The sequence below is a fragment of the Pseudomonas sp. GD04019 genome (assembly GCF_029837695.1).
GTDB lineage: Bacteria > Pseudomonadota > Gammaproteobacteria > Pseudomonadales > Pseudomonadaceae > Aquipseudomonas.
In genome coordinates this window covers 234,811-257,239 of sequence record NZ_JAOEEA010000004.1, presented here as the reverse complement: position 1 = coordinate 257,239, position 22,429 = coordinate 234,811, and the positions used below count along the sequence as shown (strand labels likewise).

General features: G+C 67.6%; 18 protein-coding genes and 1 pseudogene. 9 read left to right on the top strand and 10 right to left on the bottom strand.

All coding sequences use genetic code 11. The features are described from left to right. The first annotated feature begins 74 nt into the window (after window positions 1-74). The 5 genes from N7607_RS08620 to N7607_RS08600 all read left to right on the top strand — a co-directional run bounded on the left by N7607_RS08620 (window position 75) and on the right by N7607_RS08600 (window position 5,212). Window positions 75-1,994: a putative nucleotidyltransferase substrate binding domain-containing protein gene (locus N7607_RS08620; protein ID WP_279868882.1), complete on the top strand. Its 1,920-nt coding sequence runs from the start codon at window positions 75-77 to the stop codon at window positions 1,992-1,994. 5 nt (window positions 1,995-1,999) lie between these two features. Continuing rightward, entirely contained in the window at window positions 2,000-2,686 is a 687-nt protein-coding gene (locus tag N7607_RS08615) for a 3'-5' exonuclease (protein WP_279868945.1), read from the top strand. 101 nt (window positions 2,687-2,787) lie between these two features. Continuing rightward, window positions 2,788-3,915 (top strand): PepSY-associated TM helix domain-containing protein, encoded by a 1,128-nt coding sequence (locus N7607_RS08610; RefSeq protein WP_279868880.1) that lies wholly within the window; start codon window positions 2,788-2,790, stop codon window positions 3,913-3,915. Then, entirely contained in the window at window positions 3,912-4,079 is a 168-nt protein-coding gene (locus N7607_RS08605) for a hypothetical protein (RefSeq protein WP_279868879.1), read from the top strand. Before N7607_RS08610 ends, N7607_RS08605 begins: the two co-directional genes overlap by 4 nt. A gap of 152 nt (window positions 4,080-4,231) precedes the next feature. After that, complete coding sequence (locus N7607_RS08600) at window positions 4,232-5,212, top strand: alpha/beta hydrolase (protein ID WP_279868878.1); 981 nt, start codon at window positions 4,232-4,234, stop codon at window positions 5,210-5,212. A gap of 59 nt (window positions 5,213-5,271) precedes the next feature. On the opposite strand, the gene N7607_RS08595 is transcribed toward N7607_RS08600, so the two are convergent. From N7607_RS08595 to N7607_RS08585, 3 genes are read right to left on the bottom strand one after another with little or no spacing between them, the layout of a single operon-like run. Continuing rightward, window positions 5,272-5,979, bottom strand: a complete 708-nt coding sequence (locus N7607_RS08595; RefSeq protein WP_279868876.1) for a type 1 glutamine amidotransferase — start codon at window positions 5,977-5,979, stop codon at window positions 5,272-5,274. Window positions 5,980-6,020: 41 nt separating this feature from the next. Next, a complete protein-coding gene (locus N7607_RS08590; RefSeq protein ID WP_279868875.1) occupies window positions 6,021-6,257 on the bottom strand; it encodes a hypothetical protein in 237 nt (78 codons plus the stop codon). After that, window positions 6,254-6,952 carry an MOSC domain-containing protein gene (locus N7607_RS08585; protein WP_279868944.1) on the bottom strand — a complete coding sequence of 233 codons (699 nt, stop codon included), beginning with the start codon at window positions 6,950-6,952 and terminating at the stop codon, window positions 6,254-6,256. Before N7607_RS08585 ends, N7607_RS08590 begins: the two co-directional genes overlap by 4 nt. A gap of 123 nt (window positions 6,953-7,075) precedes the next feature. On the opposite strand from N7607_RS08585, the gene N7607_RS08580 reads away from it, so the two are divergent. Further along, the gene (locus tag N7607_RS08580; protein ID WP_279868873.1) at window positions 7,076-7,969 is read left to right on the top strand and encodes a LysR substrate-binding domain-containing protein; all 894 of its coding nucleotides are present in this window, start codon (window positions 7,076-7,078) and stop codon (window positions 7,967-7,969) included. Between the two features lie 298 nt (window positions 7,970-8,267). Further along, window positions 8,268-8,663, top strand: coding sequence for a YkgJ family cysteine cluster protein (locus N7607_RS08575; protein WP_279868872.1), 396 nt, complete (start codon window positions 8,268-8,270; stop codon window positions 8,661-8,663). Here N7607_RS08575 and N7607_RS08570 read toward each other — a convergent pair. From N7607_RS08570 to N7607_RS08540, 7 genes are all read right to left on the bottom strand, one after another. Next, window positions 8,636-10,306: a hypothetical protein gene (locus tag N7607_RS08570; protein WP_279868870.1), complete on the bottom strand. Its 1,671-nt coding sequence runs from the start codon at window positions 10,304-10,306 to the stop codon at window positions 8,636-8,638. The two genes, N7607_RS08575 and N7607_RS08570, sit on opposite strands and share 28 nt — an antisense overlap. Beyond that, window positions 10,303-10,494, bottom strand: coding sequence for a hypothetical protein (locus N7607_RS08565; RefSeq protein WP_279868868.1), 192 nt, complete (start codon window positions 10,492-10,494; stop codon window positions 10,303-10,305). Before N7607_RS08565 ends, N7607_RS08570 begins: the two co-directional genes overlap by 4 nt. Further along, window positions 10,491-11,642, bottom strand: coding sequence for a PepSY domain-containing protein (locus tag N7607_RS08560; protein ID WP_279868866.1), 1,152 nt, complete (start codon window positions 11,640-11,642; stop codon window positions 10,491-10,493). The genes N7607_RS08565 and N7607_RS08560 overlap by 4 nt, the downstream gene beginning before the upstream one ends. A 203-nt stretch (window positions 11,643-11,845) precedes the next feature. Continuing rightward, entirely contained in the window at window positions 11,846-13,783 is a 1,938-nt protein-coding gene (locus tag N7607_RS08555; RefSeq protein WP_279868864.1) for an autotransporter domain-containing SGNH/GDSL hydrolase family protein, read from the bottom strand. 169 nt (window positions 13,784-13,952) lie between these two features. Continuing rightward, window positions 13,953-15,716 carry a phosphoethanolamine transferase CptA gene (cptA, locus tag N7607_RS08550; RefSeq protein WP_279868863.1) on the bottom strand — a complete coding sequence of 588 codons (1,764 nt, stop codon included), beginning with the start codon at window positions 15,714-15,716 and terminating at the stop codon, window positions 13,953-13,955. A 120-nt stretch (window positions 15,717-15,836) separates the two neighbouring features. Then, window positions 15,837-17,897, bottom strand: coding sequence for a methyl-accepting chemotaxis protein (locus N7607_RS08545; RefSeq protein WP_279924019.1), 2,061 nt, complete (start codon window positions 17,895-17,897; stop codon window positions 15,837-15,839). Window positions 17,898-18,071: 174 nt separating this feature from the next. Further along, window positions 18,072-19,496, bottom strand: a complete 1,425-nt coding sequence (locus N7607_RS08540; protein ID WP_279865478.1) for a PLP-dependent aminotransferase family protein — start codon at window positions 19,494-19,496, stop codon at window positions 18,072-18,074. A gap of 97 nt (window positions 19,497-19,593) precedes the next feature. On the opposite strand from N7607_RS08540, the gene N7607_RS08535 reads away from it, so the two are divergent. Continuing rightward, window positions 19,594-20,532: a DMT family transporter gene (locus N7607_RS08535; RefSeq protein WP_279865479.1), complete on the top strand. Its 939-nt coding sequence runs from the start codon at window positions 19,594-19,596 to the stop codon at window positions 20,530-20,532. A gap of 3 nt (window positions 20,533-20,535) precedes the next feature. Next, window positions 20,536-22,427, top strand: a pseudogene (gene moeB / locus N7607_RS08530) (molybdopterin-synthase adenylyltransferase MoeB). Window positions 22,428-22,429: the final 2 nt, after the last annotated feature.

Genomic DNA, 22,429 nt, shown 5'->3' with positions numbered 1-22,429 from the left:
TCTGCGACCTAGGTCCAATGGCCGCACCCTAGGGTGGGCGCGATGATCGGCACAAACCACACCGAGAGTTCCGCATGTCCTCCACCTCTGCGGGCAAGATGGCCGTGCTGCAGAACATCCACGGCCTCATGGAGTTCCTGCGCAAGTACCCGCCGTTCAATCAGATGGACAGCGCCCAGCTGGCCTACCTGGTGGAGCACTGCCAGCTGCGCTTCTATGCCGCCGGCGAGAGCATCATCAAGCCGGGCGACGGGCCGGTGCAGCACTTCTACATCGTCAAGCAGGGCCAGGTGGTCGGCGAGCGGCCGCACTCGGCCCGGCGCGGCAGCGAGACCACCTTCGAGATCGCCAGCGGCGAGTGCTTCCCCCTGGCCGCCCTGCTCGGCGAGCGCGCCACCCGCACCGAGCACTTGGCCGGCGAGGACAGCTTCTGCCTGCTGCTGGCCAAGGATGCCTTCGTCCGCCTGTTCGCCCAGTCCGCGCCGTTCCGCGACTTCGCCCTGCGCGGCGTGAGCAGCCTGCTCGACCAGGTCAACCAGCAGGTGCAGCTGCGCGCCGCCGAGAACCTCGGCGCCCAGTACTCGCTGGATACTCCGCTGCGCGAGCTGGCGCCGCAGCAGCCGGTGGCCTGCAGCGCCGACACGCCGTTGCGCGACGCGGTGCGGCGCATGCACGAGCAGCACGTCGGCAGCATCGTCATCGTCGATGAGCACGCCCGGCCCAACGGCATCTTCACCCTGCGCGACCTGCGCCGGGTGGTGGCCGACGGTGAATCGCTGGAGCAGCCGATCAGTGCGCTGATGACCCAGCGCCCGTTCCACCTGTCGCCCGACGCCAGCGCCTTCGACGCTGCCCTGGCGATGACCGAGCGGCACATCGCCCATGTCTGCCTGGTGGAAGACGGCCGCCTGGTCGGTGTGGTGTCCGAGCGCGACCTATTTTCCCTGCAGCGCGTCGACCTGGTCCACCTGGCCCGCACCATCCGCCATGCCGGGCGCATCGAGACCCTGGTGGCGCTGCGCGGCGACATCCGCCTGCTGGTCGAGCGCATGCTGGCCCACGGCGCCAGCTCCACCCAGATCACCCAGCTGGTGACCCTGCTCAACGACCACACGGTATGCCGGGTGATCGAGCTGGTGCTGGAGGAAATGGGCGACCCCGGCGTGCCGTTCAGCTGGCTGTGCTTCGGCAGCGAGGGCCGCCGCGAGCAGACCCTGCACACCGACCAGGACAACGGCATCCTCTTCGAGGCCCAGGACGGCGCCGATGCCGAGCGCATCCGCCAGCTCCTGCTGCCGCGCGCCCGACGCATCAGCCAGTTGCTCGCCGACTGCGGCTTCGCCCTGTGCCGCGGCAACATCATGGCCGGCAATCCGGCGCTGTGCCTGTCGCGCGAGGAATGGACGCGGCGCTTCTCCACTTTCATCCGTGAGGCCACCCCGGAGAGCCTGCTGGGTTCGAGCATCTATTTCGACCTGCGGGTGATCTGGGGCCCCGAGCAGGGCTGCGAGCAGCTGCGCCAGCACCTGCTGGCCGAGGTCGCCGACAACAGTCTGTTCCAACGCCAGCTGGCGGCCAACGCCCTGCGCCATCGCCCGCCGCTGGGGCGCTTCCGCGACTTCGTGGTGGCCCGCAAGGGCGCCGACAAGGACACCCTCGACCTCAAGAAGCAGGGCCTGACGCCCTTCGTCGACGGCGCCCGCCTGCTGGCCCTGGTCCACGGCATCGGCGAGAGCAGCACCCTGCGCCGCTTCGCCGAACTGGTGCGCCAGCGGGTGATCGACGCCCAGGACGGCGCGGCCTACGAGGAGGCCTACCAGCTGATCCAGCAGATGCGCCTGCAACTGCACCAGCAGCAGGCGGCCCAGGGCCTGGGCTTTTCCAACCGCCTCGACCCGGACAGCCTCAACCACCTGGACCGACGCATCCTGCGCGAGTCCTTCCGCCAGGCCCAACGCCTGCAGGCCAGCCTCGCGCTGCGCTACCAGCTATGAAGAAGATGCTCGAATGGCTGCGCCAGAGCAGCCCCGTCGTCGACCCACGCAGCCTGCGCCTGCCCGCTCCGGCGGCGCTGGACGAGCGGCCGCTGGCCCGCCAGCGCCTGGTGGTGGTGGACCTGGAGACCAGCGGCCTCAACCTGCAGCGCGACCACCTGCTGGCGATCGGCGCGGTGGTGATCGAAGACGGCGCCATCGACCTGGCCCAGCAGTTCGAGTGCACCCTGCGCCAGGCCGATCATCGCGCCGGGCCCAGCACCCTGATCCACGGCATCGCGCCCAGTGCGGTGGCCGCGGGTCGCGAGCCGGACGAGGCGCTGCTGGAGTTCATGCACTTCGTCGACGACAGCCCGCTGCTGGCCTTCCACGCGCCCTTCGACCAGCACATGCTCGAACGCGCCCTGCGCGAACAGCTCGGCTATCGCCTGCGCCATCCCTTCCTCGACGCTGCCGTGCTGGCCCCGCTGCTCTGCCCGGAGGAGCCGCCCTACCGAGGCCTGGACGAATGGCTGGAGCACTTCCAGCTGCTGGCCAGCGAGCGCCACAACGCTAGCGCCGATGCCCTGGCCACCGCCGAGCTGGCGCTGATCCTGTTCAGCAAGGCCCGCCGCCAGGGCCTGGACAACCTGGCCGAACTGCAGCACAAGGCCCAGGCCTGGAAGCGCCGCCAGCTGGCGCCCTCGCTGTGAATCGATAGAGCCGGGCAATATCAGTTGTAAAACATTCTCGATTCAAACAGCCCCTCGCCTCCACTAGAATGCGAGCCCGTTCCTCGTCTTCGAACACCACCATGCGCTCCACCACCATCCGCCGCTGGTCCGTCATCCACACCTGGACCAGCCTGATTAGCACCCTGTTCCTGTTCCTGCTGGCGCTCACCGGCCTGCCGCTGATCTTCCATCACGAGATCGAGCACCTGCTGGGCGAGGCGCCGGAGCTGCGCGAGATGGCGCCGGACGCACCGCGCCTGGACCTGCAGCAGATCGTCGAGGCCGGCGAGCGCCATCGCCCCGGCGAGGTGGTGCAGTACCTCGGCTGGGAAGACGACGAACCCAACGGCGTGGTGACCATCATGGCCGCCACTGCCGGTACCGAGCCCAACTCCTCGCACACCTTCATGCTCGACGCGCGCACTGGCGAGGCGGTAGAAATGCCGGCGGCCAACGGCGGCTTCATGATGCTCATGCTGCGCCTGCACGTGGACATGTTCGCCGGCCTGCCGGGCAAGCTGCTGCTGGCCTTTATGGGCATCCTCTTCGTGGTGGCGATCATCTCCGGCGTGGTGCTCTATTCGCCCTTCATGCGCCGCCTGGACTTCGGCACCGTGCGCCAGCACAAGTCCACGCGCCTGCGCTGGCTCGACCTGCACAACCTGATCGGCATCGTCACCCTGGTCTGGGCGCTGACCGTGGGCATCACCGGGGTGATCAGCGCCTGCGCCGACCTGCTGATCAGCGCCTGGCGCAACGACACCCTGGCCGCCATGGTCGAGCCCTACCGCGACGCCCCGCCGCTCACCGAGCGCGCCCCGGCCACGCGCCTGCTGGACATTGCTCAGCAGGCCGCGCCCGGCATGCAGCCGGATTTCATCGCCTTCCCCGGCACGCGCTTCTCCAGCGAGCATCACTACTCGGTGTTCATGAAGGGCAGCACGCACCTGACCTCGCACCTGTGGACGCCGGTGCTGATCGACGCCAAGACCCTGCAGGTCACCGCCGTCGCCAGCCGTCCCTGGTACATGGACGCCCTGGCCATGTCGCAGCCGCTGCACTTCGGTGACTACGGCGGCCGGCCGATGCAGATCCTCTGGGCGGTGCTCGATGTGCTGACGATCATCGTCCTCGGCAGCGGCCTGTACCTCTGGTGGGTGCGCCGCCGCGCACCGCGTGCTGCCCTGCGCGACGAGGTAGTGGCATGAAGCGCTGGCGCCAATCGACCTTCGCCATCCCCGTGCTGATCGGCGTGCTCAGCGCCGTCGGCCTGTTCGCCGCGCTGCTCGGAGACGGCCCGTGGGACGCCCTGGCCTGGCTCGGCCTGGGCCTGCCGGCCGTGCTCGGCGTCTGGCCACTGCTGCGCCGCTGAAAAACACTGGCGAAAGCGCACCGCCAGCCTAACGTGAGAGAAGGCAGAGATCGGAAGCACAGGAGTGCGCCGCTGTCAGTCCCTTCTCCCTCGCTGTTCTGCCGCCACCGCCGCATGCGCGGCATCGACGCCAACAGCCAGGGAGCATCGCCATGCTGTTCATCACCAATCGCTTTCCCAAGGGTTCGATCAAGACCGAGATCGATCGCCCCTTCACCTTCGACCTGAACAACAACGCGCCGAGCAACTCGGTGTTCTTCTGCGAGCGGCAGAGCAAGAAGAAGCTGGTCGAGATCGGCAGCCAGGCCTTCCTCGGCCGCCTGCAGGAGGCCAAGCAGCGGCAGATCCTGCTGTACATCCACGGCTACTCCAACCTGCCGGACGACGTGTTCGCCGCCGTCGACGAATTCCAGGACCTGTGCAACCAGCGCGGCAAGGACGAGGTGCTGGTGGTGCCGGTGATCTGGCCCTGCGACAACGACAAGGGCATCGTCCAGGACTACTGGGACGACCAGAAATCCGCCGACTACAGCGCCGTGTCGCTGGCCCGCGCCCTGTGCTTCTTCCTCGCCTGGCGCAAGGAGCGCGAGGAGGCCGGCCAGGCCAGCTGCCTCAAGCGCATCAACGTGCTGGCCCACTCCATGGGCAACCGCGTGCTGCGCGAAACCCTCAACGAGTGGGACCGCTACGACCTGGCCAACGGCGTGCCGATGCTGTTCCGCAACACCTTCCTGGTGGCTGCCGACATCGAGAACGAGTCGATCCACCGCGGCCAGCGCGGCGAGCTGATCTCCCACGCCTCGCGCAACGTGGTGGTGTACTACGCCTCGGACGACATGGCCCTGCGTAGCAGCAAGGCGGCCAACCTGAAGAACCGCATCGCCTCACGGCGCCTCGGCCACAGCGGGCCGGAGAACCTGGAGCTGACACCACAGAACGTCTACGCGGTGGACTGCGACGACATCAACACCCTGTACGACTTCCCCAAGGGCCACTCGTACTTCCGCAGCGGACGCACCCAGGGCGTGCCCGGCGTGGTGTTCGACCACCTGTTCGAGTGCTTGGTCAGCGGCCGGGTGTTCCCGCAGGACGAGTTCCGCCGCACCACCATCCTGCACGACAGCGCCGCCTGAATCGCGGCCATAAAAAAGGCCCCGGGAGTGGGGCCAAGCGCAGGGTGACAAAGCGCGAATCAGGTCAGCTGGGCGTGGGGGCCGCTGAGGTAGTCGAGCAGGCGGAACAGGCTGGCCTTGAGCGAGGCGCAGTGGGCGCTGCCGGCCTGGATGGTGGCGGCGTCCTGCACCGCACCGGGCCGCAGAAGATCCTGCGGGCAGGCGGCGAGCAGTTGTTCGATGCTCGCCGGGCTGCTCTCCAGATGGCACTGCAGGGCCACGACGCGCTCGTTCCAGACGAAGCCCTGCATGGCGCAGGCCGCCGAGTGATAGAGCGGGATGGCATCGGCCGGCAGGCTGAAGGTCTCGCCATGCCAGTGCATGGCCATCAGCCGCTGCGGCAGCATGCGCCCAAGCGGTGACTGGCTCGCTTCGGCGTGCTGCTCGATCGGGTGCCAGCCGATTTCCGCCGTGTCGGCCACACGTACTTCACCGCCCAGGGCCTCGGCCAGCAGCTGGCCACCGAGGCAGATGCCCAGCACGCGTTTGCCGGCATCCAGCGCCGTGCGCAACAGCAGCTTCTCGCCCACCAGCCAGGGATGCTCGGCCTCGTCGTGCACACTCATCGGCCCGCCCATGACTATCAGCAGGGCGAAGTCGTCGAGCGCCGGCAGCGTATCGCCGGCATACAGGTGATGTACTTGCGCCGGCAAATTGCGCTGGTCCAGCCACAGGCCGATCTGCGCCGGCCCCTCGAACGCCACATGCTGCAGGATGGACACACGCATCACACCACCTCCTCCGTCATTCGCCGCGCATTGCATAGCCGTCACGCCTCTTCATGCTCCAGGTACTGGTACTGCACGCCGAGCAGGCGAATGCCCTCCGGGCCGCACTCGACGATGCGCCGTTGTTCCTTGCGCTGTTGCACCCTCAGACTGAAGCCTTCGCTGCTGGGGAAGCGCTGCGCCAGCTCTTCACGAACTTCGTTCAGGCGCGCCCCGGGGACCATCAGCTCGGCCCACAGGCAATCGTCGCGGTGCAGCTGGATCAGGTAGTCGTTCATGCACTCAGCGCCGGCCGAGCCGGGCCCTCCAGACGGTTGCGCCAGTCTTCCAGCTGGCCACTGGACAGGCGTCGCGCGGCGCTGTGGCGCCAGCGCTCGGACAGGGCGTCGCAGGCCAGCAGCTGCTGCAGGCCGCCACGTTCGAGGGGGAACTGGAAGTAGCTGCGAATGGCCTGGGCCACGCTCAGGCCCGGATGGCTGCGCTGCACCAGCTCCAGCGGCTGCGCGGCGCTGACCCAGCCCGGCCGCAGCACGCGGAAGAACCAGCCGCACAGGCCATTATCCTGCATTTCCAGCGCCAGCCCCGGCAGCGCCCAGCGCTCGGCCAGGCGATAGCAGGGCGAACGCGGCTGGCTGACCTGCAACAGGGCATCGCCCCAGCGGAAGATGTCGCCGATGCACACCTGACTCTCCAGCAGACCGCGACTGGACAGGTTCTCGCCGAAGGCCGGCTGCTGCCAGTCGCGCTGCGGATAGCGCTGGCGCCACTGCGCATAGTGCTCGGACGGATAGAGGTGCAGAGCGCGCTCGGGGCCGCCGTGGTGGCGACTGTCGCCCTGCTCGTCGCCCTCTAGCCCCAGCGGGCCGAGCCACACCTCGGCAGCCACCGGCAGCTTGCCCAGCGCACTGACGTAGCCACGGCCTTCATCCACGGCTTTTCCTATGAATAATCCCGCCACCGCTGCCTTGATCAATTTCTCTGCCACCCATGTCGCGGCTATCGATGCGGCAGATGATAGGGATCTCACAAGCGAGACGACATTTCGATTTCCCAGCTTCATTGATAAGCTGAGGTTATCGATATCCGAGGAATGGCCGTGGACTTTCGTCAGCTGCGCTACTTCGTTGCCCTCTACGAGGAAGGCCATGTCGGCCGCGCGGCCGAACGCCTGAGCCTGTCGCAACCGGCGTTGTCGCAGCAGATTCGCCAGCTGGAGCAGAACCTGGAAGTGACGCTGTTCCAGCGCAGCGGCAAGCGCCTGTTGCCGACCCTCGCCGCCCACACCCTGTACAGCCATGCGCTGCCACTGCTCGACGGCCTGGAGCGCGCCCGCGATGCCCTGCGTGGCTTCCGCGGGCGAGCGCCGCGCAGCCTGGCGATCGGCGTGCTGCAGACGGTCAACGCCAGCCTGGTGCCGCACCTGCTGGAGAAGCTGCGCGCCGCCCAGCCGCAGCTGGTGGTACAGATCTACGAGCTGTCCGGCCTGGAGATCGAGCGGCGCCTGCTCAGCGGCAGCCTGGATATCGGCATCGGCTTTCTGCCGCCGCGCCAGCCAGGCCTGCACAGCCTGGAGCTGTACGAAGACGAGCTGCAGTTGGTAGTGCCGCCGGAGCATGCGCTGCGCGAGTTCCGGAAGGTGTCGCTGGCCCAGGCGGCGGAGCAGCCCATGCTGCTGCTCGGCGAGGAGTTCCGCGTGCGGCAGATCTGGCAGGAGCAGCTGACCCTGCTCGGCCGGCGCCCGCATGTGCAGGCCGAGCTCAACCATATGAGCGGCATCCTCGACAGCCTGCCGCACTCGGCTGACCTGGCTACCGTGCTGCCGGGCCGGGCACGGCAGCTGCATGCGAATCAAGGTCTGCTGTGGAAGCCGATCAGCGAGCCGCGCGTGCCGCTCAAGGTCGGCCTGGTGTTCCGCGATGCGCAGCGCCAGCAGCCGACGCTGGATCTGCTGAGCAAGCTGCTGAACGAGGTGGTGAAGGGCAATGGCTGACGCGGAAAATAAAAAACCCCGCTTGCGCGGGGTTCTGCAGACTGGTTCCTGACATCCGTGATCCGTTCGCCATCCTGGCGGACAATCCCTCATTTCCCTGTTGTCGCGGTGCGCTTCCTGCGCTAAGTCCTTGAAAGCGAGATTAATCTTCCTAGTGGCACGTTGACAGCAGCCTTCGCCGGCACACCGTGTAAGCCAAAGATTACAAAGCCGCCGAGCGGGAAGGGGTTCACAAAGTCGGTGTGACCGCTATCATCGCGCGCCTGATTGACCCGCGCCCCGCGCCACCGAGCCTGACATGAGACCGCAACTGATCGCCGCCGCGGAAATCGACCGCGTCGAAACCTGGACCAAGTACAACAAGGACATGTGCACCAGCTGCATGTCCACCTGCTGCACCATGCCGGTGGAAGTGCGCATCGTCGACCTGATCCGCCTCGGCGTGGTCGACGAGTTCGAACGCGGCGAGCCGCCGAAGAACATCGCCAAGCGTCTGCAGAAGGAAGGGCTGATCGAGCGCTTCAACCAGAAGTCCGGCATCTTCACCCTGACCCGCATGAGCAACGACGACTGCATGTACCTGGATCGCAAGAGCCGCCTGTGCACCGTCTACGACAAGCGCCCGGACACCTGCCGCAACCACCCGCGCATCGGCCCGCGCCCGGGTTACTGCGCCTGGCGCCCCAAGGGCTGAATACCCGCGCTCGACAATCCCGCGCGCATCGCCTCGATGCGCGCCTGCCACTCTCCCCGCTCGGCCTCGCTCTTGGCCAGCCACCAGTCGCGCACCAGCGTAGTGTCGTGACGCTCGACCCAGCCGGCGTAGCGCTCTAGCTGTCGACTGGGGAAGCCGTTGTCCTGGCCACGCAGGTAGTGGTCGAAGAAGGCGACGACAAAGGCATTCGGCGCACCGATCAGCACCTCGACCGGCGCCGTGCCGGCCATCAGATCCCGTAGCGGGCGCCGCGCCAGCAGGGCGTTGTCGGTGAAGCCGGCATGCACCGAATCCTTCAATACCAACCGGTGGATGTCCGCGCGCTGCCCGGCGTGGTCGAAGCGCTCGTAGGAGAAGTCGTTGAAGCCGCGCGGCTCGCCGACCGGCGCCTTGCCCAGCATGCGGTAGAAGCCGCCCAGGTCGGCATGCAGCATCAGCAGCGGCACCGGCAGATCGGCGGCGAACGGGGTGAAGTGGAAGTCGCCGCCATCCAGGTTGACGGCCGCTGCGCAGCGCCGGTCGACCATGCACACCGCGCCCGTGGTGGAGCCACCGAACGACATGCCGGCCTCGCCGGTACGGGCGAAGTCACCGGCGGCCACCAGCTCGGCGACGCTGGCCGGCACCGCGCCCGCCTGCAGCGCGTCGTGGACGAACAGGCGGTCGGCCAGCCACACCGGCGCGCTGAGGGCGATGCCGCGATTCCCGGGCGGCGCAATCTCCAGCGCGGTACGCAGCTGGCCATCCAGGCGCTCGTCGAAGTCCTCCGCCGTGTAGCCACGGACCATGGGTTCGGCGAACCCATGCGTCAGAACATGACGGAGATGCTCGGCCAGGCCCGGGTCCATCGGTAGCACTTCGCCGTCGGGCAACAGGGTCGGCGAGGCATCGCCCGTGTGCTGGATCGAGTAGACCGCGTAGCCGTGGCTGGCCAGCGCCTCCATCAGCGCCGAATTGGACGCCGGATAGGCGGTGTAGCCATGGCTGAAGAACACCACCGGCAACCGCCCGGCGTCCGCCGCCAGCGGCGCATGCTCGAAGGCATTGCTGCGCATGTGCTTGAGGTGGGTGAGCAGCGGCGGGAAGCCGAACAGCGAGCCGAAACCACGCGCCGTGCTGCGTGCCTCGGCCTCGCTGAAGTAGGGACGCGCCTGGGCGTCAGGCGCTGGCGTGGCCGGGTACCAGACCCGCACCAGCAGGCGTCGCGGTTGATCCGGCGCGGCGCCGAGCAGGCCTTTGCGGCTCTGGTCGATCAGCTCGAAGTCGCGCACGCCCACCGCGTGGGGGCCGTCCGGCGCCGGCAGATCGCCGAGTGGGAACAGCCACAGCGGCAGTACGGCCAGGCCCACGAGCAGGATGAACAACATGCCGGACAGCCACGGCAGCCCGGCGCGCGGGCGGCGCCGCAGACGCCGCGTCAGCAAGCCCAGCATGAGCAGCACGGCGACCGCCGCGCCCACCCCGCCCTGCCAGCGATCCAGCGCCACCGCAGCCAAGCCAGCGACCAGGGCCAGCAGCGCCATGCCCCACAGCCAGGCATCGCGACGGCGCAGCGACGGGCGCCACCAAGCCAGCAGGAACAGACACAGCGCCGCGCCGAGCAGGCCGTCGAGAAGAATCATGAAGGCTTGCGAGCGGTGCCGCGCAGGCGCACCCAGACCATGCCGATCAGCAGCAGCGGCACCGCCAGGCTGAGCCAGGACAGCAGGTCGTAGACCTCATCGCCGACCAGCGCCGATATCAGGCCGAACAGACTCAGTACGGCCAGCAGCAGCGGCCAGCGGAAGATCATCCAGAGTCCGCGTCTCATGCCCCACCCTCCGCCACCAGGCCGCCGGCGTTCAGTTCGGCCAGGCGCTTCTCCAGCGGCGCCTTGCGCCGAGCCAGCCAGAGATAAAGGCCGCTGATCAGGATGACGATGGAGACGATGTCGAGCAGCGCCCAGATGATCTTCAGCGGCAGGCCGCCGTAGTCACCGAAGTGCAGCGGCTGCGAGATCAGCAGGGTCTTCACGTACATCGGCATCTCGCGCATGTCGGTCAGCTCGCCGGTCGTGGCGTCGACCAGCGCCGGCTTGAGCAGCCTCGAAGTGAGCGGTGTGTTGCCGCGCATGAACACCGCGTAGTGGTGCTGGCTGCTGAAGTCGGTACCTGGGTAGGCGACAAAGCTCGGCTTCATATCCGGCGCGGCCGCCTGCGCGGTTTCCAGCGCCTTGTGCAGCGAACCCAGCTCGGTCAGCGGCGGCAGGTCCTTGTACGGCGCGGTCATCTCGGCCAGCTGGCCGTTCTGCCACAGGCCGAGGATGGGCAGCGCCAGGGTGTTGATCACCCCGGTGGCGCCGACCACCAGCACCCAGGCCAGGGTGACGATGCCCAGCACGTTGTGCAGGTCCAGCCACTTCAGGCGGCTGCTGCGCGCGGTACGCACGGTGGCGAAGTCCAGCTTGCGCATGAACGGCGTGTACACCACCACGCCGGAGACCAGCGAGGCCACCAGCAGCAGGCCCATGAAGCCGAGGAACAGGTAGCCGGGCAGGCCGAGGAACATGTCGGTGTGCAGGCGCAACATCAGGTGCATGAAGCCGTCTTCCGGCGGCTCCGCGGGAAACAGCTCGCCGGTGCGCGTATCGAAGGTCTGGATAAAGGCATCGAGCGGCGGCGGCTGTATGGTCGGCGCGGTGAAGATGAAGCCCAGCGGCTCCTCCGGGTCATAGCCGACGAAGCGCACGACCTCGCCCGGGCGTACCGCCAGCGCCTCGGCGATCAGCTTGTCGTAGTCGATGCGCGGCGAATCGGCGGTGATCTCCTTGAGCTCGGGGTGCGGCTCGAAGTAGTGCTCGATCTCCTCGTGGAAGATCAGCGGCAGCCCGGTCAGGCACAGCATCAGCAGGAAGACGGTGGAGATCAGGCTGGTCCACTTGTGGACCAGGTACCAGTTACGCAGGGCTCGGGCGGTCATCTTTGGCTCGTCTTATTGGCGGCCGAGCGGCCTGCGAGCGAAAGCTGGCACGGGCGACGCGCCGCCACGAAAGAGCCCAGAAGACCTTCTCGCGGCGGCGAACGTGCGCGCGCTCCTTCTACTGCTGCGTGTGCGGCCCGGTAATCATTTGCGAATACTTCTCATATTATCCGCTGCCGGCCGGCCCCCACAAGCGCAACGCCTTACCAGTCCAGCGACAGACTCAGGCCGATGCCGTGGAGGGCGTCGTCGCCGGCCTTGCGATAGTCGTAGCCGACCTGCAGGGCCAACTCCGGCGCCAGACGCTGGCGCAAACCGAGGGTCGCGCGGGTCAGGTGCTCTTCGCGCTCCACGCCCTTAAGACTGAAGTCGACGCCCGCGACGCTGTTCAGGCGCATGTCGACCTCGCTCTGCTCATCCTCGAACTCCTTCTCCTGGGCGATTTCGCCGAACAGCTCGGCATCCTCGGCCAGCTGGAAGCGCGCCTGCAGGCCGACGCCCAGACGCCGCGAGTCGCGGGTCTGGTCGTCGTAGCTCAGTGCGGTGGAGCTGGCACCGTCCTCGCTGTAGCTATGGACCTCGATGCGCGCCACATCGGCGCTGACGAAGGGACGCAGGCTCAGGCGTGGGTCGCCGGCCTGCAGTTCGATGCCCAGGCGCCCGCCGAGGGCCAGCACCTGGCCGTCGGTATCGCCGCGCTCGGTACGGGTGGTCTGGCCGAGAGCGAAGCGCCGCTCCAGGTCCTGGTAGTCGAGATAGCCGGCGATCAGCATCGCGTCGCCCCAGAGCAGGCCATCGCGGTACTGGGCGAAGGCGCTGGCCAGGTAGCTGCGCAGGCCATAGTCGGAGTCGCGCGGGCCCAGCTCCAGGTCCTGTTCCTGCACATCCAGCGCCGCGCCCAGGCGCCACTGCTCGCTCAGGCGATAGCTGCCGCCCAGGCTCAGGCCGTTGCCGCTGACATCGCCGGCGGCGCTGGTGTCGCCGCCGTCCAGATCGGCCCGGCGCGTGCTGCCATCGACGAAGCCACGCCAACGGCCGACCGCCTGCCAGGCTCCCGCGTCGCCCAGCCACTGCTGGTGCAGGCGCTCCTGGCTGCCGCGCAGAGCCGACTCGGCCGCTTGGGGCAACAGGCTCAGCTCCCAGGGCGCGGCCAGAATCGAGTAGCCCTGGTCGGCAAGGATCTGCTGCATGGCGGTGGTCGGGTGCACGAAATCGGCGTAGATCAGCCGACTGGGATCAGGGGCAATGCCGCCCAGGCCATGGACCGGGTTGACCCCGCCGCCACAGCCGGCGAAGCAGGTGCCGAGCAGATTCTGCGTCGGATCGAAGCCGAAGGCGGCGGGGTCGGCGAGCACCTCGCGATAGAGCAGCGGCACATTGAGCGGGATGACCTCGGCATGGACGGCGCCGAGCTGCGCCGCCAGTTCGGCATTGAACGCCCGGGCCAGCGGCACCTGGGCGGTGTTGACCACCCCGCCGGTGACCGGGCTGGCCACGTCCACCAGCAGCGGCACCATGAAGTAGCGTCCACCGGCCACCTGCAGGGCGCGCACACCGGCGACCAGGCGGCCGGCGGCGGCACGCGCGCTGGCATCGTCGACGATCAGACCCTGGAGGAAGTCGTTGCCGCCGCCGTTGAGGTAGAACAGGGTATCCGGATCGATGCTCAGGCCCTGGTTGCGCAGGTTGACCAGGTAGCCGTCGCGCTGGCGGATCAGCGGGTCGCTGTAGTTCAGGCCGGCGCGCACCTGCGAGCCGCCGATGCCGGTGAGCGGGTCGAACACGCCGGTGATGGAGTTGTAGATCTGCTCGGTGCGATAGCCGCCGACCGCCCAGTTGTCGCCGTCGGCCTGGCCGTTGAGGGCCCGCATGACGTTGGTCGAAGCCACCTGCGGGGTCAGCCCCAGGCGATCGTTGATCAGCATCGGCGAGGTATAGCCGTAGGCCTCGCCCGGCCCGAAGCCGGGCCCCACGCGGTTGGTATGGCGCACCGGGTTGCTCGGGGCGCCGGCCTCGGGGCGCTGGCCGGCGTCGCTCAGGCTGTCGCCGAACACCACCATGCCGCTATAGGCGCCGGCCTGGGCCGAAGTGGCGCCCGCCAGCAGGCAGGCGAAGGCCAGCGGAGTCAGTACTCGCTTCATGTGTCATGTCCCTTGTTCTTGTTGTGATGGGCAAGCGGCGAGGGACTTTAGGGGACGGAGAGGCGGGAACGCACGATCGCTCCGTGCAATTTCCCTCCTAAGACTGAAACGCCGCACGACGGATTACTCCATCGTGCGGCGCTCGTTCCAACGGGGGATGAAGCCGAGGCTAGAGCGGCTGGACGCGGCCCTTGGGCGGCTCCTGCTGGGCCAGTTCGCTGTCGACCGCCTTGGGTTTGATCAGGCTGAAATCGATCAGGTTCTGTGGCTGCTGCGGGTCACCGATCAGCAGCGGGCGCGGTTTGAAGTCGGCGCCGACCAGGCTGCGGCTGCGGTCGCGCTCGGCGAAGTCGAGCCCGGCGAGATCCGCCCAGGTGTGCACCAGGCTGGAGCTGCTGAACGGCCGGCCCAGCGCAAGGCTGAAATCGCGCGGCTGCCTGGCCTGCCATTTCGGCGAATTCCACAGGATGAACGGGATGGTGTACATCGGCCCGGTCGGCGCCGCCTCGTTGCGTCCCAGCACCTCGGACTTGGGCGCATCGAACACCGCCTCGCCGTGGTCGGAGAGGTAGAGCAGGAAGCCGTTGGGGTCGGTGGCGGAGAAGCGCTTGATCAGGCTGGAGACGACGAAGTCGTTGTACAGCACCGCGTTGTCGTAGGCGTTGTAGGTCGGCAGCTGGTCGTCACTGACATGCGCCGGCGCACCCTGGCGATCGGTGAAACGCTCGTACTCGGGCGGATAGCGGTACTGGTAGCTCATGTGGGTGCCGAGCAGGTGGACCACGATGAACTTGCGCGGCGCATCCTCGGCCAGCACCTTGGCGAACGGCTCGAGCACATCGCCATCGTACTGGCGCGCGTTCTGCTCGCGGTTGTTGTTCAGGTAGAACTGCTCGTCCGCCTGCTTGGAGAAGGTGGTGAGCATGGTGTTGCGCTTGGTGATGGTCTGCTGGTTGGTAATCCAGTAAGTCTTGTAGCCGGCCTGTTTCATCACGCTGACCAGCGACGGCGTCTCCAGGTAGGCGTCGGGGTTCTCCTGGTCGGCGAAGGTCAGCACCTGCTGCAGCGCCTCGATGGTGTAGGGCCGCGGCGTGACCACGTTGCCGAACACCTGCAGCTGATCGCGCAGCTTGTCCAACTCCGGCGTGGTCTGCCGGCCGTAGCCGTACAGGCTCATGCGCTGGCGGTTGGTCGACTCGCCGATGACCAGCACCAGGGTGGTCGGCTGGCCGGCATGGGCATCGGTCAGATCGGTCAGCGGCGCGATGCGCTGGCGGCCCTCCAGCAGGGCCTGCATATTGGCCAGCTGGGCGCGGTAGTGGCGATAACCGACCACCAGCTGCCAGGGCGTGGCCGGCTCGATGCGCTCCTCGAAGTTTTCCAGCGCCGAGCGCAGGTCGTCGTGCTTGCTGAACTGGCGCAGGGCCGGGTAGCCGAGCGAGGAGAACAGCAGGAACAGCGAGGCCAGCAGCGCCGCCGGCTTGGACAGATACACCGGGCGCACCTTGCGCCACAGCAGCCAGGCCCCCAGGCCGTAGGCGAGGAAGGCCGGCACCATCCACCAGGCGAAGTACTGCGCCAGGTACTCGGTGCCCTCGCTGACGTTGGACTCGAAGAGGATGAAGATCACGCTCTGCGAGAACTCCTGGCCATAGATCAGGAAGTAGCCAAAACCGGCCAGCGAGCACAGCCACAGCGGTACGCCGATCAACGCCGTCAGCAGGCGCGCCCGCGCCGGGAACAGCACCAGCGGCACCAGCCACAGCAGACTCAGCACCAACGACTGGCGCAGCCCGGAGAAACCGGCGCTGTCGCTGGAGTAGATCAGGATCTGGGTGACACCCGAGAAGTACCAGAAGAACAGAAAGGCCCAGCCCAAGCCGGCCCAGTCGATGCCGCCGCGAGAAGCGTCGGCGCGTTGCGCGATCGTCATCACAACCCCAAAACGAAGCGGGAAATCCCCTTATCGCCGGGGAATCTGCCGGAGCGGGTGTGAAAACTTTGTCAAAAGGTCAGGAAAGCTGTCGGCAGCGGCTTTGCCGCTGCCGGAGCCTCAATCCAAATGGAAGTGCGCGGTGTTCTGCGCCAGCGCGCGACTGCCGTCGCTGAGGCGGTCGGCGACGCCGTGCACGGCCTGAGCGCCATGCAGCAGGTCGGCGGCGGCCTGGTCGACCTGCTGGATGTTGCCGCTGACTTCCTCGGCGGTGGCGGCCTGCTGCTCAACGGCGGTGGCGATCTGCGCGATCATGTCGCTGACCCGCTGCACCGCGCCGGCGATCTCGCCCAGATGATCGCCCAGCTCGGTGACGGAGCCGGCGTCCACTTCGGCCTGGCTGCAGGCGGTCTGCATCAGTTCCACCGACTGCAGCACCACGCGCTGCAGGGCCTCGACCGTGGCGCTGATCTCGCGGGTCGACTCCTGGGTACGCTGCGACAGCGAGCGCACTTCGTCGGCGACCACGGCGAAGCCCCGGCCCTGCTCACCGGCACGCGCCGCCTCGATGGCGGCGTTGAGCGCGAGCAGGTTGGTCTGCTCGGCGATGCCCTTGATCACCACCACTACCCGGTCGATCTGCTGGGCCTGCTCGCGCAGCTCGCCCAGCGCCGCGGCGGTGTCGCCCAGGCGCGCGGTGAGCTGGCGCATGCTGGCGGTGGTCTGCTGGCTGCGCTGGTTGCTCTGCTCGGCGATATGACGGGTCTGGGTCGCGTCCTGAGCGGCCATCTCGCAGTTCTCTGCCACGCTCTGCGCGGTGGCGGCCATCTGCGTGGCAGCGGCGGCGATCTGGCTGACCTGCTGCTGTTGCTGCTCCACGGCGCGCAGGGCCGACTGGGCCTGCTCGCTGAGGGTGATCACGGTGCCACTGAGCTCGGCGCTCTCGCGATTCACGCCCTGCAGCGAACCGCGCATCTGCGCCACCGCGTCGTTCAATGCGACGCCGATCAGCGCCAGCTCGTCGTTGCCGTGCACGGTGACATGCCGACGCAGATCACCGTCGCGCAGGGACTGCGCCAGCGAGGTGATGCGCCAGCTGCTGCTGCGGATCGAGGCCTGCAGGCAGACCAGCGCGTACAGCGCCAGCGCCACCAGCACGCCGAAGGCGCCGAGGGTGATGATCAGCGCGCGCAGGGCCTTGGCCCGGTACTGGCCGAGGCGGGTATCCAGGGCCTCCAGGGTGGCGCGCTGCAGCGCCTCGATATGCCCTTGGGCCCTGTCCATGCCCTGCTCGAAGGCGGCTACGTCGAGCTGGATGCCGCCGTCGCCGTACATCTTCTGGTCCAGCTGTTTGAGCCAGTCATCCAAACCGGCCAGGCTTTGGGCATAGGTTTGGTTCCAGGCCGAGAGCGATTTCGGCAACTCGCTTTCCAGACGTTCGCCGAGCTTGGCCAGCTGCTGGCGCGACTCGCCGGCGGCGGCGCGGATCTCACGCAGCTGCAGGCGGCTCTGCAGGCTGAACTGGCCGGCCGCCACCGCGCCCTGTCCGACGCTGGCGAGCACGCCGAGACGCTGCTGCAGGCGCGGCGAATCCTGGGTGGCCAGCTGCATCAGCAGGTAGGTTTCCAGCCAGGGGTCGAGGATCAGCCCGCTCTCGGTGGCGATCTGCTCGCGCAGCGAACCGAGCTGCTGCAGGCTGAGGGTGAAGCGATCGTAGGCATCCGGCCACCAGCCGACGCTGCCCAGTGCCTGGGCGCGCAGGCCGTCGCGCTGCCCCTGCAGGGTGCGTAGGCTGGCCTGTACCTGTTCGCTGGCGCCCTCGGTGACCAGCATCTGCTGCAGGTCATCCAGCGCCTGGTCCAGTTCGGCCTCGCTCTGTTGCAGGCGGGTGATGGCGGCCTGGGTTTCGGCCGAGGCCTCGCGGTTGCGCTCGGTGGACTTCCAGCGGGCGGTCAGGTTGCGCTGGCGCACCAGCACCTGCTCGACCTTGTCCAGGGCCTGCAGCTGCAGGACTCCGGAATGCTCGTCGTCGACGACCTTGAGCTTGCCCAGGTAGTTGTCGCCGATGGACCAGGCGGCGTAGGCCAGCGGCAAGATGAACAGCAGCGCCAGCAACTGGAACTTGCGGGCGAAGCTGAATTTCTCGAGTGCGTTGACTCCGGGCAGCAACAGCGAATTCATCGTCGAACTCCTGAATCGGACGAAACTGCGAAGCGCATGAGCTAGCAAATGCCGAGCCACGCCTTCGCCGCTTCAAGGCTTCCATGAATATCGGAAGCCTCGCTGACTTCATGAGCTAAACGATAGAAGGCATTGCGCCATCAAGCTGCAAAAAGGCGCCATACGGCGCGCTCTTCACTCGTCGAACTGGCCGATGTCCTGACGCAGGGTCGCGGCCAGGGCGTGGAAGCCCTGCAGCAGCAACTGGTCGCTGTGCGAGGCGTTGCTGACGCTGGCGCGGACGAACTGCGGCACCGCCGCGCGGCCGACGGCGAAGGCCTCGGCGGTGGCGATCAGGCAGTTCTTCTGCTTCAGGTCCACCTCCACGTCCGAGGCGCGCCAGGGCTCGGGCACCTCGATCCAGAAGTGCGGGCACTGCGGATGGGTGCGATAGCTCAAACCCTCCAGCAGCCCCTGCACCAGCGCCTTGCGCCGGCCGATCTCGGCGATCTGCTGGCGCAGCAGCTTGGCGGCGATGCCGTTGCTGATCCAGTTGGTAGCCAGCTCCATGGCCAGTGGCGTGGCCATCCAGCAACTGGCGCGCAGGGTCGCGGCGATGCGCCCGACCAGGGTCGCCGGCGCATGCAGGTAGCCGACCCGCAGGCCGGCGGCCATGGCCTTGCTCAGGCTACCGATGAGGATGGTGCGCTCGGGCGCATAGCAGCTCAGCGGTGGCGGCCGGTCCTCGACCAGCACGGCGTGGGCCTCGTCCTCGATGATCAGCAGGTTGTGCTCGCGGCAGATGGCAGCGATGGCCTCGCGGCGGCGCGCGGACATCACCCCGGTGGTGGGGTTCTGCAGGGTCGGCGTGCAGTACAGGGCGGTGACCCGGTTGTGCCGGCACAGCTCGTCGAGGGACGCGGGAATAATCCCCTCCTCGTCCATGCTGGCACTGAGCAGCTTGATGCCGAGCAGGCGTGCAGCGGTGATCAGGCCCGGGTAGGTGAGCTGCTCGGTGACAAGGCTGTCGCCCGCGCGCAGCAGTGCCATCAGGGTGCAGAGCAGGCCGTGCTGGCCGCCGTTGACGCACAGCACCTGCTCGGCCTGGGGCTGGAAGTCGCCGTGGGCGAGCCACTCCGCACCGGCCTGGCGGTAGCGCGGCAGGCCGGCGTCCGGGGTGTAGAGGGTCAGCTCGGCGAGGGTCTGCGGGTCACGCGCCAGGTCCATCAGGCTCTGCGCCAGCAGGCTGGTCTCAAGGCCAGGGATGTGCATGTTGCGGCTCATGTCGAACTGCTCCGGCCGCTCCTCGACGAAGTTGCTGAAGCCCGCATCGCGCTTGCGCTCCAGGTCACGCTGGCGAACGAAGGTGCCGTCGCCGACCCGCGCCACCACCAGGCCCATGCGCTCCAGCTCGGCATAGGCGCGGCTGACCGTGCCGATGGTCACTCCGAGGCGATCCGCCAGGTTGCGGTGCGGAGGCAGCTTGGCCCCAGCCTCGATGCTGCCTTCCAGAATGCCGATCTCCATGGACCCGGCCAGGCGCTTGTATTTGGCGCCATGCCCCGAGCTTAACGCCTCGCGGAGCATTGACACCGTGTCAATAATTGGTTTGACAGCCATTTTTCGCCCAAATAGCCTAATTGACCAGTATCAATCGCGATTGATTCCTGGATATTAGGGTTCAATTTTGTGATCACGAAGGATTGTCATCATGCCAATGTCTGCGGTAATTGAAAACACCGGTAAATCCGGCAAGTACTGGTTGGGTGCGTTGATCACCAGCCTGCTGTTCCTGATCGTCTGCCTGAGCTGGGGTACTACCTGGCTGGGCATCAAGATCGCGGTGGAGACCGTGCCGCCGCTGACCGCCTCCGGCCTGCGCTTCCTGATCGCCTTCCCGCTGTTCCTCTGCTTCGCCCTGATCCGCGGCGACTCGATCTTCTTCCCGCGCAGCCACCTGGGCTTCTTCGTCTTCGTCACCCTGTGCTACTTCAGCCTGCCCTACTACCTGCTCAACTACGGCGAAACCCACGTCTCCTCCGGCCTCACCGCCCTGCTGTTCAGCTGCATGCCGGTGTTCATCCTGCTGTTCTCCGCGCTGTTCCTGCGCGAGCGCATCTACCTGTCCCAGGTGATGGGCATCGGCATCGGCTTCGGCAGCCTGTTCATGATCCTGCGCAGCCAGGGCCTGAGCCTGGCCCACGACGAGTTCGCCGGGGTGCTGGCGATCCTGGCGGCCGCAGTGATGCACGCGCTGTGCTACGTGGTGACCAAGAAGAAGGGCGCCGAAATCAGCGTCATCACCTACAACACGCTGCCCATCGGCCTGGCCGGCCTGATGCTGTTCCTGGTCGGCCTGGGCGTGGAGCGCCCGGACTTCTCCGCCATCAGCGCTCGCTCCTGGTCGGCTCTCACCTACCTCGGCCTGTGCGCCTCGGTGGGCGGCTTCATCGTCTACTTCTTCCTGCTCAAGCGCCTGAGCCCGGTGATCCTGTCCTTCGTCTTCATCATCTTCCCGGTGTTCGCCGTGATCATCGGCTCCTGGTACGAGGGCCTGCCGATCTCCCGCGACCTGGCGCTGTACTCCGCCCTGCTGCTGGCCGGCTTCGCCATCACCAAAGTGCCGGTGGAAAAACTCCTGGCGAAGAGAGACTGAGCCATGCCCGACAAGGACGTCCTCGACACGCAAGCCCTGCAGACCATCTACCGCCACGCCTGCGCCACCTACCCGGAGGAATGCTGCGGCTTCGTCTTCGCCGATGCCCGAGTACACCAGGGCCAGAACATCCAGAACCAGCTCAACCAGCTCGATCCCGAGGTGTACCGGCGCAGCGCCGCCAACGGCTACACCTTCGCCGTGGCCGACACCCTGCTGCTCAACCGCAGCCTGCGCGGCGACAACCCGGCGCGGGTCATCTACCACTCGCACCCGGATGTCGGCGCCTACTTCAGTCGCGAGGACGTGGACAAGGCACTGTTCATGGGCCAGCCCATCCACCCGGTCGCCTACCTGGTGGTCGACGTGCGCGAAGGCCAGGCCCACGGCGCCAAGCTGTTCGAATGGAGCGGAGAAGAATTCGTCTGCAGCCGGGAGTTCCCGGCTCCCCTTGATGGCCGGCAATAAAAAGGAGTTTGGCTATGAGTGTGGTGATTTTCCCGGAGGTGCTGGCCCGCGTCGCCAAGCTGCCCGCGGCAAAGCTGGAGGGCCAGGGGCGCACCGTGCGCGAGCTGGTGGAGGATGTCTGCGGCCGTCATGCCGGGCTGCGTGAACACCTGTTCTACGGCAACGACCAGTTCAAGGAGCACTTCCTGCTCACCGCCGACGGCGAGCTGGTGGAGGCCGACAGCCAGCTGCCGGCCGATGCGGAGCTGGACATCATGCTCGCCACCTCCGGCGGCCTGGATTGCGACGAACTGAGCAACGACGAGGTGCGCCGCTACGTGCGCCACATCACCCTGCCCGACGTCGGCCGGCGCGGCCAGCTGCGCCTGAAGAACGCCCGCGTGCTGATCATCGGTACCGGCGGCCTGGGCTCGCCGGTCAGCCTCTACCTGGCCGCCGCCGGCATCGGCACCCTCGGCCTGGTGGACTTCGACCGGGTCGAGAGCAGCAACCTGCAGCGCCAGGTGGTGCACGGCACCAGCACCCTCGGCCTGGCCAAGGTGGAGTCGGCGCGGCGCCGCCTGACCGACCTCAACCCCGACATCCGCATCGACGCCCACGATTGCGCCCTGACGCCGGACAACGCGCTGGAGCTGGTCGGCGCCTACGACCTGGTGATCGACGGCACCGACAACTTCGCCACCCGCTACCTGCTCAACGACGCCTGCGTGCTGCTCAAGCGCCCGCTGGTGTACGGTGCCCTGCACCGCTTCGACGGCCAGATCAGCCTGTTCAACCACCAGGACGGCCCCTGCTACCGCTGCCTCTACCCCAAGAGCCCGCCCGCCGAACTGGCGCCCAACTGCAACGCCGGCGGGGTGATCGGCGTACTGCCCGGCGTGGTCGGCCTGCTCCAGGCCACCGAGGCGATCAAGCTGATCCTCGGCATCGGCGAGCCCCTGGTCGGCCGTCTGATGCGCTTCGACGCCCTGGCGATGAAGTTCAGCGAAGTGCGCTTCAAACGCCGCGCCGACTGCCCCACCTGCTCGCCGGCGCGCAGCGACCGCAGCCTGCAGGTCGAGCAGCCCGCTACCTGCGCCGCCATGGCCGGCGACAGCACATTGCCGGCAGAACTGTTCATCAGCCCGCAGCAACTGCAGCTCAGTTTGGTGTACGGCGAGGACCTGCAGCTGCTGGACGTGCGCGAACCCAACGAACTGGAGGTCTGCCGCCTGCCCACGGCGCTCAACATCCCCCTCGGCGAGCTGGGCGAACGCCTGGGCGAGCTGGACCGCGAACGCACCCTGTGCCTGATCTGCTACGGCGGCCCACGCGCCGAACGCGCCGCGCGCCAGCTGCTGGACACCGGCCATTCACGCGTGCGCGTACTGCAGGGCGGGCTCAAGGCCTGGGCCCGCGACGTCGCCCCCGACATGCCGCTGTACTGAGG